The organism is Niabella beijingensis, from assembly GCF_020034665.1.
Lineage (GTDB): Bacteria > Bacteroidota > Bacteroidia > Chitinophagales > Chitinophagaceae > Niabella > Niabella beijingensis.
The window spans coordinates 395,830-412,799 of the sequence record NZ_JAIQDI010000002.1; the positions used below are offsets into that span (position 1 = coordinate 395,830).

Genomic DNA, 16,970 nt, shown 5'->3' on the forward strand with positions numbered 1-16,970 from the left:
TGCAACCATAATATTTTAGCTACTCATTGAAAATTTTAAACAAAATCAATATGAGTACACAGCAAAAAGACCTCTCTTATTTTACGCTAAGGTTACAGGAATTACTAAACACCAGCTTCCCGGAAAAAGCACACGACAAGAAATTTATCGAGCAACGCTCCAAGTGGGCGGCGAACGCCTATGAGGGCGCATTTCGTTCGGGAAACCCCGCCAGCCAGTGCGACCACATCGCAGATTATATACTCTTTGAGGGGCTTCACTATTCCAAATTCGACACCGTTTTTCAAGTGGTCTGCAATGAGTTTAGCAGCATCATGCTGGACGAGGAACTGCGCCCGTTCGCACTAAAGATGCTGCCCATCTGCGAACCCGTATTTGCCAAATACGTGCTTACGGATGACTTCGCCTACACTACTGACCACGACCTGCTCTATACGGAAATTACGGGAACCATAGCCATTCATATCGAGGACTATGGCATTTAATCAACGTGAACACCTGAAACAGAATATCGAGGCGTTACGGGTCATGTTCAGGTTGGAAAAGGAAAAACGCCAAGCTACCGAAGCCGAACGGCAGCAGCTTTTGCTATATAGTGGTTTCGGTGGGCTAAAATTCATCTTAAACCCCGCAGACAATCCAACAGATATAAAGCAATGGAAAGATTATGAGCGGACGTACTTTGAGGAAACGCAGGAACTGCACCGTGTGCTGAAAGAAAATGCCGGAGACGAAAGACAATACAAACATTACGTGGACAGTATGCGTAGTTCGGTGCTTACGGCATTCTATACCCCGCCCGAAATAATTAATACCCTATCCGATGCGCTCAAAGAAAACGGTATAGAAATACAGAAGTTTTTAGAACCATCGGCGGGTGTTGGTGGGTTTATCCGGTCTTTTACAGATAAGGGCGTATCGCAGGTTACGGCTTATGAAAAAGACCTGCTTACAGGTAAAATCCTCAAACAGCTATACCCCGACAGGAATGTGCGCATAAGCGGTTTTGAAGAAATACCCGAAAGGGAGCTGAACAGCTATGATGTGGTCGCCAGTAATATCCCGTTTGGTACAAGTTCGGTCTTTGACCTTTCGTATTCACGCGGCAGTGACCCGGCAAGAGCGCAGGCAGCAAGGGGCATCCACAATTACTTTTTCTTAAAGGGAACGGACACGCTACGGGATGGCGGTATGCTCGCTTTCATCACCTCACAGGGCGTTTTGGATAGCCCAAGCAATAAGCCTATACGGGAGGCATTGATGAAAGAGCATAACCTTGTTTCGGTGGTACGACTACCGAACAATCTGTTTATGGATTACGCCGGAACGGAAGTAGGAAGCGACCTTATCGTACTGCAAAAGAATACGGACAAGCAAGGTCTTTCCGAAAGGGAAAAAGACTTTTGCGATACGCTGTTAACAAAACACAATGACCATGTAAACGCCTATATGCATTACAATGGTACGGTCGTTTTCAATGAAATTATACAATCTACCGACCTGTACGGAAAACCCTATACTGTATATGTTCATAATGGCGGCGTGGAAGAAATTGCAAATGAAGCAAAGAAAATACTGGATGGAGATTTTAAAGAGTATCTGAATATAAATCTTTACAAAGGGCTTTCGCCCGATGAGCCTAACATACAGCCGGATATTACCCCGCCGCAAACACCGACACCCATACAGCCTGCTACCGGCATCGTAAGGGATGAAGTGCCGCAACCCTCTTTATTCAATTTTACACCTCCGGTGGCGGCTCAACCCGCAATGAACAATGCGCAGGATGGCATGACTGCGGTAGCAGATCTGCCATCCAAGCCGGAAGAAGTACAATTGAATTTATTCGACCTTTTTGGAGGTGCGCCACAGGCTACCGTTATTTCCCGACCGAAAAGGGCTAAGAGAAGAACGACCGTTACCAAGAAAAAAACGGGCAACGGTCCGCATCAGCCGGGGCTATTTGATTATATACCCCTGCGCACGCCAAAGGAGGAAACGCCAAAGCCTCCGACAACGCCACGAACAACCGGACAAGCAACCGGGATTGGCGATTTGTTTTCGCCTATCGGTATCAACAGTAAAGGGGAAATAGAGGAAAGACCGAAAAAAGAACCTGCTCCGGCAAATGATAACGTAATCCCTGAACCTGCCCCGTACTCCGGCGAACTGCAATCATTCCACCGGGATGATTGCCTTGTGATGGATAATGGTTTTGTAGGGCATTTGAGGGATGTGGATATATCTGATGGTAAAGCGGTTTTTCACCCGCTATCCCTGCCAGCCAATCAGAAAGCAAGAACCGAAGCGTATATAGGATTGCGGGATGCCTATCAGCAGTTATACAATGAGGAAGCGCAGCACCATACCGAATACAAGCAGGAACGGGAAACGCTGAACCGCCTCTATGATGATTTTCTAAAGAAATACGGCAACCTGAACAGTGCCGACAATATCAAATTGATTAAGACCGACACCGCTGGCAAAGAAGTACCCTATTTAGAGCGTGTTGTGGGCGGTGTGGTACATAAGGCAGATATATTCCACAAGCCTGTAAGTTTTTCAACGACCACACTTGCAACGGATAACCCGGACGAAGCGTTAGCGGCATCGCTCAACAAGTACGGCACGGTGGATTTGGGCTATATGTCAGAAATAAGCGGGATGTCTGCCGAAGATTTAAAAGATGCGCTGCATGGCCGCATCTTTTACAATCCTGTACAAAAGGAATACGAGATAGCCGAAAAATGGGTTTCGGGCAACGTAATTGAGAAAGCCGAAGATGTGCGGGCGTACATTTCCGGGCAACCGGAAGACAAGGAAGCTGCCGCAAGCCTCAAAGCCCTCGAAGAAGCCAAACCCCGCAGGATAGAGTTTGACGAACTTGATTTTAACCTCGGCGAACGCTGGATACCTACGGGCATTTATAACCGCTTTGCTTCGCACCTGTTTGATACGGATATACGCATCCATTACTCTGAAAGTTCCGATGACTTTTCCATCCATTGCGACCGTAAGAATATCCATATCACCGAAAAGTATGCTATCAAATCGGAAAGCCGAACGTTTGACGGCGTTACCCTGCTGAAACATGCCCTTGTCAATACCACGCCTGACATCACCAAAAAAGTAATCATAGATGACAGGGAAGTAAAGGTGCGGGACATGGAAGCCATACAAATGGCTAATAGCAAAATTGACGAGATACGCAGGGAATTTACGGATTGGCTCTTTGCGCAGAACGATGAGTTTAAGCAAAGGTTAACCGACAAATACAACGATACTTTTAACTGTTTTGTCCGTCCGCAGTATGACGGCAGCCATCAGGACTTTCCGGGGCTTGACCGCAAGGCTTTGGGCATTGAAGACCTGTACCCAAGCCAAAAGGATGCCGTTTGGATGATTAAGATGAACGGCGGTGCTATCTGCGACCACGAAGTCGGTGCAGGTAAAACGCTCATCATGTGTACGGCAGCGCAAGAAATGAAGCGTTTGGGGCTGGCACATAAACCGATAATCATCGGGTTAAAAGCCAATGTGCATGAGATAGCGGAAACCTACCGCAAAGCCTATCCCCATGCCAAAATATTATATCCCGGCAAGGAAGATTTTACCCCGAAGAAACGCCTGCGCATTTTCGGGGATATTAAAAACAACGATTGGGATTGCATCATCTTAACACATGACCAATTCGGGATGATACCACAATCTCCCGAAATGCAAAAGCAGATTTTAGAAGCGGAACTGGAAAGCGTGGAAGATAACCTTGCCGCTTTGAAAGCGCAGGGCAAAGAAGTTTCAAGGGGGATGCTCAAAGGGGTCATTGTCCGTAAACAGAATTTAGAGGTTAAGCTAAAAACACTGGAGCATGACATCGAAAACCGTAAGGACGATGTTGTGGACTTCAAAATGATGGGCATTGACCATATTTTTGTGGACGAAAGCCACCGTTTTAAAAACCTCATGTTCAACACAAGGCATGAGCGTGTAGCGGGTTTGGGCAATATGGCAGGTAGCCAAAAGGCGTTAAACCTGCTGTTTGCCCTGCGCACCATTCAGGAGCGCACAGGCAAAGACCTGGGCGCAACGTTCCTTTCGGGTACGACCATTAGCAACTCACTTACAGAACTGTATTTGCTCTTTAAATACCTGCGCCCTAAAGCAATGGAAAAACAGGGCATCAACTGTTTTGATGCGTGGGCAGCCATATACGCCCGTAAGACTACCGATTATGAATTTTCGGTAGCGAACAATATCGTTTCAAAAGAGCGTTTCCGCTTCTTTATCAAAGTGCCGGAACTGGCGCAGTTCTATTCGGAAATTACGGACTACCGGACGGCAAAGGATATAGGTATAGACCGCCCCGAAAAAAACGAAATACTGTATCATATCCCGCCCACGCCGGAGCAGGAGGTTTTTATTCAAAAGTTGATGGAGTTTGCCAAAACGGGAAATGCGGAACTTTTGGGCAGACCTCCACTAAGCGAAAGTGAAGAAAAAGCAAAGATGCTGATTGCGACAGACTACGCCCGAAAGATGTCGCTGGATATGCGGATGATTAGCCGGGCTTACGAAGACCACCCGGACAATAAAGCCTCGCACTGTGCGGCTAATATTGCCAAATACTACAACAAATATGATGCGCAGAAAGGAACGCAGTTCGTTTTCTCCGACCTCGGTACTTACAAGCCCGGAGAATGGAACATATACTCTGAAATCAAGCGCAAGCTGGTGGAAGACCACGGCATCCCTGCGCACGAAATACGGTTTATTCAGGAGGCTAAAAATGAGAAGCAGCGCAAGGAACTTATCAGGGATGTAAACGAGGGAAAAATACGGGTGCTGTTCGGCTCTACCGAAATGCTCGGTACGGGTGTAAATGCGCAAAAGCGGGCGGTTGCCGTTCACCATTTGGATATACCGTGGCGACCAAGCGACCTTGCCCAACGGGACGGCAGGGCTATCCGGAAAGGCAATGAGATTGCCAAATTCTTTGCCGATAACAAAGTAGATATTTTCATCTACGCCGTAGAAAAATCGCTGGATAGCTACAAATTCAATACCCTGTACAATAAGCAGGTATTTATCGAACAATTAAAGAGCAACAGCCTCGGCAAACGCACCATTGACGAGGGCGGCATGGACGAAAAAACAGGCATGAACTTTTCGGAATATGTGGCGATACTATCGGGCAATACAGACCTTTTGGAAAAAGCAAAGCTCGAAAAGCAGATTGCCGGACTGGAAAGCGAACGGCAGGCGCACAACCGTTCCAAATCATCTTCCAAATACAAGCTGGAAGATACCATTGTCTCACTGGAAAGTACGCAGGCACGGTTTGACCGTATGAGCCTCGATTGGCAAAACCTGCAACAGCGCATACAGAAAAACAAAGACGGGGAAATACTCAATCCAGTGCAGCTTACCGGGTTGCCACCCAATGCCGATGTAAAACAGATTGGGGCGAAACTTAACCAGCTTTCCGAAAAAGCCCGTACCGCAGGGCAGTATGAGGAAATCGGTACGCTGTACGGCTTTACGCTACTGGTCAAAACCGAACTTTCGGAAAAGGACAGCACTACGCTGGAAAGGGATAACCGTTTCTTTGTTCAGGGCGAGGGTAATATCAAGTACACGTTCAATAACGGTAAGATGGCGGGCGAAGCAAAAACGGCATCGCTCAATTTTCTGAATGCGCTCCAAAAGATACCGGGTATCTTAGAGCAGGAACAGAAGAAAATTGACGGGCTGCAAAAAGACCTCCCCATTCTTCAGGAAGTAGTGAACGGCACATGGAAGAAAGAGCAGACTTTGAGCGACCTTAAAACGGAACTGGCGGCGGTTGAAAGGAAAATACAATTATCCATAAAGCCGGAAACCGATACCGAAGCGGAGCAGCCGGAGCAGGTCGAAAAGCAGGCGCAGAACAATTCGGAAGCGATAGTACGTGTTAAGGGCATCCACTTACCCCGTGGAGTACTATAATTATACTTTTAACTCACCAATGATTAAATAAATTTTACCCAAGTTTCCCCCAACTTGGGTTTTTTATTCATTTATATGGGTAAGATTTGTATTACCAAATTAAATCCCATCCTTTCGGAAATAGAGATTATTATATAAAAATGGTCGTTTTGACATAAGGAGCAAGGGATTTAAAGGGTGTCCGATATGAAAATAAAAGCCACCTATGGAAATACCTTATATCCTAAAATTAGTAACCGGGTTTAGAAAGCAGAAACTAAGCCTCAACAATCTACCGGAGTGGAGTAAATTTCCGTTGCCCTTTGCCAGTGAAAGACAAGTCTTTACTTTGCCACAATTTGAGTTGTTAAGCCAGCAACTTAAAAACGTTCCTTTCTTTATAGATTTGGTTCAGCTTAACGTAACCGAACCCGCTTATATTCCCTTTGATATTAGCGAGCGGCAATTATACCTGTACTTTATGCTCAAAGGGAGCCTACTGTATATGACGGAAGAACACAAGCCGATTATAAGGACGCAGGCTAACACTTTCTTGATGTCTTATTACGATACGGGCAGGTATTTTGCCTATGCCGAGAAAGGGGTGCATATTTGCCTTGTGGTAAGCATCCTGCCCGAATGGATAGAAAGCATGTACCACAATTACCCTAACCTGCAATATATCCTGCACCGCTTTAAAAATGATACCCGTCCTTATGATACCATGTATCAATGCCGGATGGATAGAAAAATACACCGATGGCTGTATAAGATATACAGCTACTCGCAAAATAATATCGGTGCTTTGGATGGCAACCTCCGCAAGTACATCAGTTATCTGCTGGAATATTACGATAGCGTATTGGAACAACAAAAATCTGACCTTGCCTATAAAATCAAAACCCATATTCAGGAACATTATACCGATAATGCCCTAACTGTAAAATCCCTTTCAGAATACTTTTTTGTTACGGAACGTACCTTGCTCAACATCTTTAAACGTCAGTATCGTATGAGCGTACAGGATTTTATTACCGACCTCCGCATGACCCATGCCCTGTTATTAATGGAACAGGGAACGGGCATAAAAGACGTATATATGGCAGTTGGCTACACTAATGAAAGACCATTCCGTACGGCTTTGGAGCGATACCTTAAACGGAAGTAAGAGAATTTCCCATAAATTGATAAAATCGGAAAATTTCTTACACAAATTTGCTCGATTTTTACCGATTTTGTCTTTCCCACGCTTTCCGCTTTGATGAACTTTGTATCAAAGGATGGGATAAAACCCTCGTAACGGAAAAGGCAATGGAAACGACAGCTACACATCAGACCAAACAAAAGAGAAACCGGATAACGCTTCACATCGTTATTGTTCTCTTGCTGCTTCTATGGATACCTGTAAGTATAGATAAAGTATCAGACTTTGCAGCTTTTAAAAACAATATACTTAATCAGCCTTTTTCTGACGATTTAGGGTACATTCTTATTTACACGCTTCCGGGTTTGGAAATATTAATTGCTATTGCATTGGTTACTGAAAAATTCCGCAAAGCGGGTTTAATACTATCCACTTTATTAATGACTGCCTTTACAGGCTACATCGCTGCGGCTCTGTTGGGTGCATGGGAAGAATTGCCCTGCGGATGTGGCTCGGTGATTAGCGGCATGAACTGGACACAGCATTTTTTCTTTAACCTCCTTTTTCTGTCTTTAAGCATTTGGGGGCTTTACTTATGGTACAAATTACGAAGTAGCAACGCCGGAGGCGAAGCTATCGAGGGCGCGTCTGCCAAAAGACATATAAAAAAGTATTCTTTAACATCAAAATTTTGAAGCAATGAAAAGATTAAAAATGAACCTTTTTGCTATCGTAGCGTTAGCAATTGCCGCAGTAACTATGTCATTTAAAATGGCAGATAACTCCACCTTAGCAGGTGAGAAATGGTTTGAGTACACCGATGAAACCGGAGACGGAAACATCAACAATCCCGACAACTACGTGCTTGCCAATGGAAATGGCAACTCGCAGCCACCATGTCCCACTGGCGATGAAGAAAGGTGCGCTGTTCAGGCTCAACCACAAACAGGAGATACTGACCACCCCAATTTAAGTACTATTGTAGATACTAAGTTGAGAAAGCAGCAGTAAAAAGTAAAAAGCAATGATTTCAGAACGCTAAAGGGCTTAACTCTTTAGCGTTCATTTTGTTGCATACCATTGTTTAATATTACACTATTTGGTATAGGCAAAACATATTTTGGGCTATTTGGCTCCAAAGTATATATCTTTCCATCTATATCCCTTGTTATCGTTTTTGCGAAACGGCTGTCTTTGTTTAATCTTCTTAAATCAGACCATCGTAGCCCCCGCCATATCAATTCCTTTCTGCGCTCATCTAATACAAACCTTAATACAGCTTCATCATTATCTGAACTAAAAGGGACGAACGTACTGTTATAACGGTTTTTTAATAGTTCGTTTATCGTCTGCAAAGCAGTGGCTATATGCCCTGCTCTTGCTTCACATTCAGCTTTTATCAGATAGATTTCGTTGGTAGAAATTCCGGCAAACCACATACCCGAATTGCCGTCATAATTTCCTCTGAAAGAATAGTAGCCTGCTCTACTTCTAAAAAATGCTGTCTTTCTAAGGTCATTTGCTGCATAAGAATTGTACAACTCGTTATCAATTCTTCCGTTGGTTATGTTCATAACCTGCCGCCCTTGGTCATTTGCATGAAAAATAACCTCTACATTAAATCGGGGTATCGGGAATGAAGTAGCAGACCCCATTGTTAAGGTGTTGTAATCGAGCAATGAATTTGAGTAGCTTAAACAGCTATCTGCATAGGACAACGCTTTCTCATAATCTTCCATTGACAAATAGATACGTGCCAATAGCGCATAAGCAGCCTGTTTTGTAGGTGTTGTTTTATAGTCGCCTTTTACGGACAAAACGGAAGCTGCCCGGTTTAAGTCTGCAATAATTTTTGAATAAGTTTCCTCAACGGTTGAACGTTTAGATTTCTCATTAATATCCGGTTTTAAACGGAGCGGAATACCCAAATCTGTATGGGAAGTGTTCTTATCATAAGGCTTTGCCCATAGCTGCGCCACATTATAAAAAGCAAAAGAACGGAAAAACAAAGTCTCGCCCTCAATCTGACTTTTTTCTGCTGGTACAGGCGCAATTTTTTCCAATTGCTCCAATATTAGATTGCAATAGTAGATAGTGGAATACATCATTGACCATTCGTTGACCTCGCTATCATTAAAAACATCATCATTAAAAATGTAAATGTTCTTTGCAGTTAGCGATACAAAAGTGTTCCAATTGATCGTTTGTACAAATTGATTATCTGTAGCCGCATCCTGAAGTGATGGATACCAGCTATTCATCCGTTCTGTATTGTTCAGTAAAGCACGTAAATCAGCAACCGTGGCTGGCACAACAAGTGCTTTATCGGGCTTTACGTCTAAGTATTTTTCACAGCCTGTTAATGTAATTATGAAAAACAATAGTATAAATATATATCGTGTCATGGTTTTAAATTTTATAAGCCCGCTCTTAGACCAAATGAAAATGTTTTTAATGGTGACAAATTCCCAAATTCCGGGTCAACATTATGTTTGTCCGCTTTCCACAGTACGCCCAAATTAGTGGCATACATTATAACCTCCAGTCTTTTTAGATGCCACTTGTTTTCTAATGACTTTATTTGATAACTAAGATTGATGTCCTGTAAACGTATGTTATCCCCCTTTGAAATCAGTACTTCGGACTGTGGATAGAAAAAGCCGTCTCGATTGGTATTGAGCGGATATACCATTGATGGCACTTGGGTTGTTTTTTCATCGCCCGGCTTTTGCCATCTTAAATTGTAATCCGAATTGAAGCCTGTACCATTATAAAGTGCAGTATAAAACACACTATTTCTTTTAAAGAAGAAACCCAACTTATAGCTGATATTGAATGACAGGCTTAACCCTTTCCATGAAAACGTATTTCTTAGGGAACCAAAATGAGTAGGTGTAGCCGAACCGTAATAAATTAGTTCTTCGGGTGTGGTTTCATTGCGTATGGCAGCGTAATCTTTGCTTACATTGCCATGCAAATATCCCATAGGGTCACCCGTTTCGGGGTCAAGACCAGCCCATTGAAGCGCAAAAATGGAGTACACAGGTTTTCCAATAATGGGCGAAATTATTTGACCTCCGTTAAGATAGTTGTTAAGGTCATTAGTTTGTGATAAGTATTCAGTCACTTTGGTCTTTACGAAACTGTATAGAAAATCAGTTCGCCATTGGAGGGCTTTTTGGATATTAATACTATGCAATTGTATATCTAAACCCTTACCCGTCATAGATGCTGAATTTCCAAGATAATTGAACGTGCTTGTGACTGGATTTATCGCTCCGGTTGTTTGGTCAATGGGCATATACCCGATAAGGTCAGTGTTTTTCTTACGATAATATTCCAACGTTCCGCTCAACCTTTGTCCTTTTAGAGCAAAGTCAAGCCCTACGTTAAATTGCCCGTTTTTCTCCCACCTAAGATTTTCATTTGGTGGATTGCGTAAATCCCCAAAAGGGATATTAATGATTGGGTTATTAACGCTGCTATTGTATCGCATTATTGGAAGCGCAGAAACGTTCCTATTCAGGTTGCCACTAAAGCCATAGGTTGCCCGTAGCTTTAACAGGTCAAGCCAGCTAATATTTAAAAACCGCTCGTTGGTAAGAAACCAACTACCGCCAACAGACCAAAGCGGGGTAAATTTTTGATTGCTCCTTACGCCGAACAAATTAGAACCATCTTGCCTTGCGCTAACGTTTAAATTATATCGGTTGTCAAAAGTATAAGCCCAATTGGTATAAAGAGACACAAACCTATCGTTTAATTCGGAAGGGGAATTGATGTACGGTATTTTAGAAATTCCTCCGTTGGGACTGTATAAAGGATATTCTACATCATAATTTACGCCCGCTACTGTTAAAATATCCGCATTGTAACCAAATTGCTGTGATAGTGTTGAAGTGGTAGTAGCTTGTCGTGCTTCTGCTCCTGCAAGTCCTGTTAGTTGATGTTTATTCCAAGTTTTGGAATAATTTAACTGCAAGCGCAGGGATTGCGACGTAAGGCTACTTGCTGTTTCGTCTAAAATATCTCCCAATGGTACAGGGCGGTACAATTCCTCATTAGTACCTATTTGCGTATAGGTGTTTATCATGTTACGGGTATAATAAGAAGCCATGCTATGTAAGTCCTTACCCGTTCCCTGCGCATTTTCATACTGATATTTTAGTTCTGCATTCAGTCCCTTGCCAATGTTGTAATTAAGCCCTGTATTTATAAGGATGCTGTTTGTTGTTTGCTTATTATTGACAAGGTTTATCTCGTCCAATGGGCGGTACGTCCAATCTAACAAGCCCTTTTGCTCTGTTTCCTGTAAATATTGGGAGCGAAAGTATCTATCTATCGGTAACGCATTTCCGTTGTCGTCCGCAAAGCGGGCATAAGGATATATGGATGAAAAATTTGTAGTTCTTCCGGCTTCATTTAAAGTGTGGGTAAATAATAGCGCAGCATCCAAACTTAATTTTTGGGAAAGTTTGATGTTATTATCGGAGCGGAGACTATACCGTTTATATTTTCCATCTGTGGTACTAATGTTATCATCGTAGCCACCCGATAGGTAATAGCTTGTTCTATCATTCTGTCCGCTAACATTTAACGAATACTGTTGGTTTATTCCTTTCCGATAAACGTATTTATTCAACTCACGGCGAATATCATATTGTTCCAATTGGTTTAGACCTTGTTGCAAATCAGCATCACTAATAAGTCCGTTCTTATGCTGGTACATCAACTCCACTGCGGGGGATAAAGGAACGTAACCTAACTGCTCATTGGCATCGTAAAAGTTATTCCCAAATAGCATTTTTTCTACCCCAATATAATCCGCAGAAGACATATAAGGCAGTTGCATCATATCCGGCTTTTGGACTAAGGTCATATTGCTGTTAAAAGATATGGTAGTCGGCTGGTTACGTTTGGCTTTCTTGGTGGTAATTACAATTACACCATTTCCTGCTCTTACGCCCCATATAGATGCTGCCGTAGCATCTTTTAGAATGGTAATATCTTCTATATCGTTTGGATTGATGTTATTAATATCTCCCTCATAAGGAAAGTTGTTTAATATGATTAGTGGTTGCCTGTCAGAAAAGATTGTGCTTAACCCACGAATGCTTATTTCTCGTGTACCTCCGAGTGCCCTGTTATCAAACATGACCGAACTGGCTATACCATCTAATCTGCTCAATACATCGGTAGAAATTTGACGGTTAAAAAGTTGGTTGTCTATATGGTCAAATGACCCTGTGGCTCTTTCTTTGGGTATTTTCTGAATACCCGTAGAAACCACTACTTCGCTTAACGTATTACTTGCTGAATGCAGGTAAATTGTTAACGGTTGTCGTGGCGCCGTATTGAGTGTAAAAGTTGTATCTTTTAATCCAACATAGCTAATACCAACGATTAATGGAAAGCTGACATTTAACGCCTGAAAATTTCCCTCATCATCGCTGTACACGACCTTTTCCTGCCCGTTATTGGATAATCTAATCGTTGCGCCTGCTATTGGCAGCCCATTATCATTGTGAATGACCTTGCCCTGAACATTCGTTGAGTTTTGCGCTAAAGTGGTTAACGCTGAAAACAGTAATAGTATAATAGTAATTGTTCTGTTCATGGATGTTATTATGGTTTATAGTTCAGAAATGACAAATAAGTCCAGCAATCTTTCGTCTTCCACTACGGCTACACCAAATGGTTTTAGTTTTTCGTTGATGGATTTAATGTCGTTGGTATTTGGGGGAATGTTCGGGATTGCTATTTTCTGTCCCGCAAAATCATTTATAAATGGCGGTTGATGTATGTCTCTATTGGTTTTGTTTACCCATGCAGAAAGGTATTGCAATCCGTTTTCGGGCTTGTCGGAAACAAGTGTTGTTTTCCCAATAATCTTAATGGCATGGCATTTTGTATTACGCTTTTCCATGCGCCCGTTTATACCGAAATAAAAATTAAGGTCTGCCTGTATTTTTTGCGATGCGTATTTTAATGCGGATAATGGTGCAATCCATTCGTAGCAATACAAATCATGCAAAAATCTTTTCTCTGCTATGTATGGGGCTTCTTGTGTTTCTAATTTCACCCTGTTGTTGGGCAAAGTGTCTAAGGCTTTAAAAGCAAGTGAATAGATAGTTTGAATTGTGGCATTCGTAGCGATTGTCCGAAAGGTGCTATCTGCTTCATTAACTCTTGGCTTGGTAACATTTGAAGATATGCCGTCTATACTTGTTGTAATGATGCTGCGATTAAGAAAAAAACTCTCATTAGCACCGTTGTTATTTAGCAATAGCGGTTGAGTTCTGTCGTATGTTAGGTTATCTTGCTTTTGTTTTATAGTGCTTTGCTGTCCAGCCAAAGCCAATGTTATATTTTCCTTTGTAACATCGGACGAATACGTAAAGGCATATACCTTTCCTGATTGGTCAATCCATACCTCATGCGGCAGCATGGTATAAGGAAAGATGGATTTATAAACCGTGTCTTCAACAACGGAAAAAAGGTTGAGTGATGATAATATGCTGTTCCTTTTCAAAAAGCCTAAGATGTCTTTTGTTTTTTGGTCGGTAATTGGCAATATGACTGCATCTTTTTTTATCTCCTTTTCTAATTGGTGCAGTCTTGGCAAAGCTGCGACACAGGTTCCGCACCACGTACTCCAAAAATCCAGTATTATCAGCTTGCCTTTGTAATCGGCAAGGGTAACGGTCTGCTTGCCCTGCGGGTGGTTTACTACCTGCAAAGGGGCATTCCAAAGCGCATCGGGAATTTGGTCGCCTATGGCAAGTGCTTTTGATTGTTGGGATAAAGATGCCGGGGCAGGTGTCTGTGCCAACACCCGTTGCCCGGCTACTAAACCTATGAAACAAAAAAGAATTATAAAACACCTGCCGCCCGTTACCAGTATCGGGCATTGGCAGGCTATAAAAGATATTATCCTGTTACGAATTGGTTTATTCGCCATTGGTCATTTACGTTAAGGTTATGGAAAAAGTAAAATGCTTCGTGTATGATTGCTGAATTGCTACACGGGCTTTTTTATAATGACACGTAGGCTAAACTTTTTTGAGAAGAACAACACGATACATTCTGCCAATTTTATTAAAGATTGGAGAAAATATTTATTATCATTGTTTGTAAATCTTCTCATAATGAGGTAATGGATTTTCCGCTCAATATCGTTAGATAGCACGGCCTACAAAAGAATTTTTAGTTGTCTTTTATGTATTTTTGGTTGTCTTTTATTACATTTACGCTATCAAATGCAGTAGAAATATGGAAGAGAAAGAAAATGTAGAGGTTCTCGAAACATTGGAAGAGAACCATCAGGGTAGAAATGCGCAGCGCATACGCATTTATTTGGGTATCAAACAGGAGGTTCTTGCCAGCGAATTGGGGTTATCTCAACCGCAGGTATCAGAAATTGAGCGGCAAGCTGTTATTGAACCGGAGGTTTTAAACAGGATAGCCATTGTCTTGGGCGTTACGCCTGACCTGATTAAAAAGTTTGATGTTGAAAGAGCAATCTACAATATCAATAGCTATAAAGACACAACAATTAACGGCAATAATAATGGTAGTGGTACTGCTCATCAAAGCATCAACCCATTAGATAAAGTGGTTGAATTATACGAACGCTTATTGCAAAGTGAGCGTGAGAAATTAGAATTATTTTTGAGCCACAAAAATCAACAGTAACAAAATAAAATATGGAAAAAGAGAAAGATACCGTGTATATGGAGGGTAATAAGCACATGGGTATAAAAATCGGCAGTGCAAGGCGATTGGTTGGTATTACGCAAAAGGATTTGGCAGACCGCATGGGCGTAACCAAACAGGCAGTTTCTAAACTGGAACAAACCGAAAATGTAGACGATGAGCGATTGGAAAAAGTGGCTATTGCACTTGGTGTGAGCATTGAGGGTTTAAAGAAATTTGACGTTGGACAGGTGCTTTACCACACTAACAATTTTTATGAGAAAGTTGAACCGACAAATGGTGCTATGGTTGGTACTGTAACAATTGAACACAATCATCAATTTTCAATAGAGCAGGCAACAAAGTTGTTTGAGGAATTATTGAAAATGGAGCGACAGCATTTTCAAAATGCACAAGGCAATAAATAACTAAAGTAAAATGGCAAACGAGCAATTCAACGGTTTACAAAATACGCCATTCGGCGAGCCGGATAATCGAATAGACTTTAAGGCTGAAGCGAGTACCCGGTACGCTATGGAAAGCGAAAACTTTGTATTTGTAATTACCGTTGAAGTAAATAAGCACAACCAAATAAGCCCATTCTTTGGCATACAGCCCAAAGCGATTACCAAAATGGGGACGTTTAAGACACACAACTTTAAAAAAATTGCTCCACAGGATTGCGAATTGACAATAATGCTTATACCATCCCTTAAACAACCGTTTTGGAATGTAGCAAAAGGTAGTGCGGCGAATAAAAAAGTAGCCCTTGATATATTTGCATTCTTAGAAAGAGAAGTTGTACCAATTATAAATATCTACGCAAATGACCCTGACCTGTTTGATGCGATAGAGCCATCAGACCTTAGCGACAAAAATATGATGCACGAAAAGCTGTACGGGATGCACCCGGCTGGTATGCCGAGCCGTACCGCATGGATGCTGGCAATGTACTACGAAAATACCGACCTTGCCCGTGCAAAAGCCTTTGCCCGTTACGGACTGGAGAACTTGGGTGCGCCTACTATCAAAATCACACCGGAGATACAAAAGATGTTGGATGAGGGTTTAGTATATGGAAGTGTTTTTGGGAGCGACCCCGAAGAAGATACCTTTTTTGGGATTGATGATATGAAACGGATTGATAAAATGGAATTGAATTAACGCCAATTTTATAGGCTACTTAAAGAGCCGGGTGACGATGAATTTTAATTATTGGGTAGGCTAAATAGGGCGATGGTTGTTAAAAAGTAAAAGCGGATCTGCAAAGTCCGCTTTTTACTTTTAAGGCTGTTTATCATCTTGTTCGTCCATCTTTTTCATAAGGGCATCCCGGAGGGCGTCAAGAAACTTGGTGCGGTTAATCTTCCGGTTTCTTATTTCGAGATAGGTATGGTAAAAGTTGCCCAAATCCACATTAAAAACAGTCTCGAAATATTCGGCTATCAGCCGAATATCGGTATTGCCATTGTCAAAATCACCATGAGAATGCAGCGAATAAATAAGTTCAATAAGCGCAGCTTTGCTGCCTGTCCAATTAAGCCCGTCAGCAAAAGGCTGTTTTATCAATAGCAGTTTATTTACAGAATGAAGCTGGTCTTCGATATAGCACTGTACCAAATCGTTTGCCATTATCTTGGCTACCTTGTAATCGTGGGAGGTAGAAAATGTTTGGTCTGATTGGAGATAGTACGTATCTAACCACAGCTTAATATCGTGCTTTCCCCGTAAGAACAGCTTGTCGTCAAGATAGGTATTGTTGCTACGGTAGTACTTGTAAAAATCAAGATTTTCATCAAAAAACCTTTTTAGCTTTTTCAGCTCTTTATTAAGGTGCTTCCTGATTGGCTTTGCTCCGTAAGGCTTTTTAGTTTCGATTTTGTAGATGGCATTGTAGTAAATCAGTTTTGCAACGATAACTGGCTTCTGAAATTTGAAAAAACGTATTTCGTCACTTTGGGTTCTAAACCCCTTTTGTAAGACCTGTTCCCTAAGTTCTGATAAGGAACTAATGATGAGGTGTATTATAGCCTCCATAAGTTCTACTGAACAATCGGTCTTATTTTCCAATTCGATGATTGCTGTCTCCAGTTTAAGCAACGCTTCGTTATAATATTTTTCCATAGCATTTAGATTAACGTTAAAAACCAATATGAGTAAAGTCCCA

General features: G+C 42.0%; 12 protein-coding genes. 8 read left to right on the plus strand and 4 right to left on the minus strand.

Annotated elements, in window-relative coordinates; all coding sequences use genetic code 11:
• Positions 1 to 50 precede the first annotated feature (50 nt).
• The 5 genes from K7B07_RS17680 to K7B07_RS17700 all read left to right on the plus strand — a co-directional run bounded on the left by K7B07_RS17680 (position 51) and on the right by K7B07_RS17700 (position 8,119).
• Positions 51 to 485 (plus strand): DUF1896 domain-containing protein, encoded by a 435-nt coding sequence (locus K7B07_RS17680; RefSeq protein ID WP_223711854.1) that lies wholly within the window; start codon positions 51 to 53, stop codon positions 483 to 485.
• A complete protein-coding gene (locus K7B07_RS17685) occupies positions 475 to 5,985 on the plus strand; it encodes an N-6 DNA methylase (RefSeq protein ID WP_223711855.1) in 5,511 nt (1,836 codons plus the stop codon). Before K7B07_RS17680 ends, K7B07_RS17685 begins: the two co-directional genes overlap by 11 nt.
• 205 nt (positions 5,986 to 6,190) lie before the next feature.
• On the plus strand, positions 6,191 to 7,132 hold the full coding sequence (locus K7B07_RS17690) for an AraC family transcriptional regulator (RefSeq protein WP_223711856.1): 942 nt from the start codon (positions 6,191 to 6,193) through the stop codon (positions 7,130 to 7,132).
• 143 nt (positions 7,133 to 7,275) lie between these two features.
• Positions 7,276 to 7,803, plus strand: a complete 528-nt coding sequence (locus tag K7B07_RS17695; RefSeq protein WP_223711857.1) for a MauE/DoxX family redox-associated membrane protein — start codon at positions 7,276 to 7,278, stop codon at positions 7,801 to 7,803.
• A gap of 4 nt (positions 7,804 to 7,807) precedes the next feature.
• Positions 7,808 to 8,119 carry a hypothetical protein gene (locus tag K7B07_RS17700; RefSeq protein WP_223711858.1) on the plus strand — a complete coding sequence of 104 codons (312 nt, stop codon included), beginning with the start codon at positions 7,808 to 7,810 and terminating at the stop codon, positions 8,117 to 8,119.
• Between the two features lie 44 nt (positions 8,120 to 8,163).
• Here K7B07_RS17700 and K7B07_RS17705 read toward each other — a convergent pair whose 3' ends face one another.
• From K7B07_RS17705 to K7B07_RS17715, 3 genes are read right to left on the minus strand one after another with little or no spacing between them, the layout of a single operon-like run.
• Positions 8,164 to 9,513 (minus strand): RagB/SusD family nutrient uptake outer membrane protein, encoded by a 1,350-nt coding sequence (locus K7B07_RS17705; protein WP_223711859.1) that lies wholly within the window; start codon positions 9,511 to 9,513, stop codon positions 8,164 to 8,166.
• An 11-nt stretch (positions 9,514 to 9,524) separates the two neighbouring features.
• A complete protein-coding gene (locus K7B07_RS17710) occupies positions 9,525 to 12,725 on the minus strand; it encodes a SusC/RagA family TonB-linked outer membrane protein (protein WP_223711860.1) in 3,201 nt (1,066 codons plus the stop codon).
• 15 nt (positions 12,726 to 12,740) lie between these two features.
• Positions 12,741 to 14,069, minus strand: coding sequence for a TlpA family protein disulfide reductase (locus K7B07_RS17715; protein WP_223711861.1), 1,329 nt, complete (start codon positions 14,067 to 14,069; stop codon positions 12,741 to 12,743).
• A gap of 311 nt (positions 14,070 to 14,380) precedes the next feature.
• Here K7B07_RS17715 and K7B07_RS17720 point away from each other — a divergent pair, with 311 nt between their 5' ends.
• Genes K7B07_RS17720 through K7B07_RS17730 form a run of 3 tightly spaced genes read left to right on the plus strand, consistent with a single transcriptional unit; the run spans position 14,381 to position 15,967 of the window.
• Positions 14,381 to 14,803: a helix-turn-helix domain-containing protein gene (locus K7B07_RS17720; protein ID WP_223711862.1), complete on the plus strand. Its 423-nt coding sequence runs from the start codon at positions 14,381 to 14,383 to the stop codon at positions 14,801 to 14,803.
• 11 nt (positions 14,804 to 14,814) lie between these two features.
• Entirely contained in the window at positions 14,815 to 15,231 is a 417-nt protein-coding gene (locus K7B07_RS17725) for a helix-turn-helix domain-containing protein (RefSeq protein WP_223711863.1), read from the plus strand.
• Positions 15,232 to 15,241: 10 nt separating this feature from the next.
• Entirely contained in the window at positions 15,242 to 15,967 is a 726-nt protein-coding gene (locus K7B07_RS17730; RefSeq protein WP_223711864.1) for a hypothetical protein, read from the plus strand.
• A 120-nt stretch (positions 15,968 to 16,087) separates the two neighbouring features.
• Here the strand turns inward: K7B07_RS17730 and K7B07_RS17735 are convergent, their stop codons facing one another.
• The gene (locus K7B07_RS17735) at positions 16,088 to 16,927 is read right to left on the minus strand and encodes an RteC domain-containing protein (protein ID WP_223711865.1); all 840 of its coding nucleotides are present in this window, start codon (positions 16,925 to 16,927) and stop codon (positions 16,088 to 16,090) included.
• Between the last annotated feature and the right edge of the window lie 43 nt (positions 16,928 to 16,970).

Coding starts and splice junctions, on each gene's coding strand:
- K7B07_RS17725 (WP_223711863.1), top strand. CDS start 14,815: ATGGAAAAAGAGAAAGATACCGTGTATATGGAGGGTAATAAGCACATG.
- K7B07_RS17690 (WP_223711856.1), top strand. CDS start 6,191: ATGGAAATACCTTATATCCTAAAATTAGTAACCGGGTTTAGAAAGCAG.
- K7B07_RS17730 (WP_223711864.1), top strand. CDS start 15,242: ATGGCAAACGAGCAATTCAACGGTTTACAAAATACGCCATTCGGCGAG.
- K7B07_RS17705 (WP_223711859.1), bottom strand. CDS start 9,513: ATGACACGATATATATTTATACTATTGTTTTTCATAATTACATTAACA.
- K7B07_RS17710 (WP_223711860.1), bottom strand. CDS start 12,725: ATGAACAGAACAATTACTATTATACTATTACTGTTTTCAGCGTTAACC.
- K7B07_RS17695 (WP_223711857.1), top strand. CDS start 7,276: ATGGAAACGACAGCTACACATCAGACCAAACAAAAGAGAAACCGGATA.
- K7B07_RS17735 (WP_223711865.1), bottom strand. CDS start 16,927: ATGGAAAAATATTATAACGAAGCGTTGCTTAAACTGGAGACAGCAATC.
- K7B07_RS17715 (WP_223711861.1), bottom strand. CDS start 14,069: ATGGCGAATAAACCAATTCGTAACAGGATAATATCTTTTATAGCCTGC.
- K7B07_RS17700 (WP_223711858.1), top strand. CDS start 7,808: ATGAAAAGATTAAAAATGAACCTTTTTGCTATCGTAGCGTTAGCAATT.
- K7B07_RS17680 (WP_223711854.1), top strand. CDS start 51: ATGAGTACACAGCAAAAAGACCTCTCTTATTTTACGCTAAGGTTACAG.
- K7B07_RS17685 (WP_223711855.1), top strand. CDS start 475: ATGGCATTTAATCAACGTGAACACCTGAAACAGAATATCGAGGCGTTA.
- K7B07_RS17720 (WP_223711862.1), top strand. CDS start 14,381: ATGGAAGAGAAAGAAAATGTAGAGGTTCTCGAAACATTGGAAGAGAAC.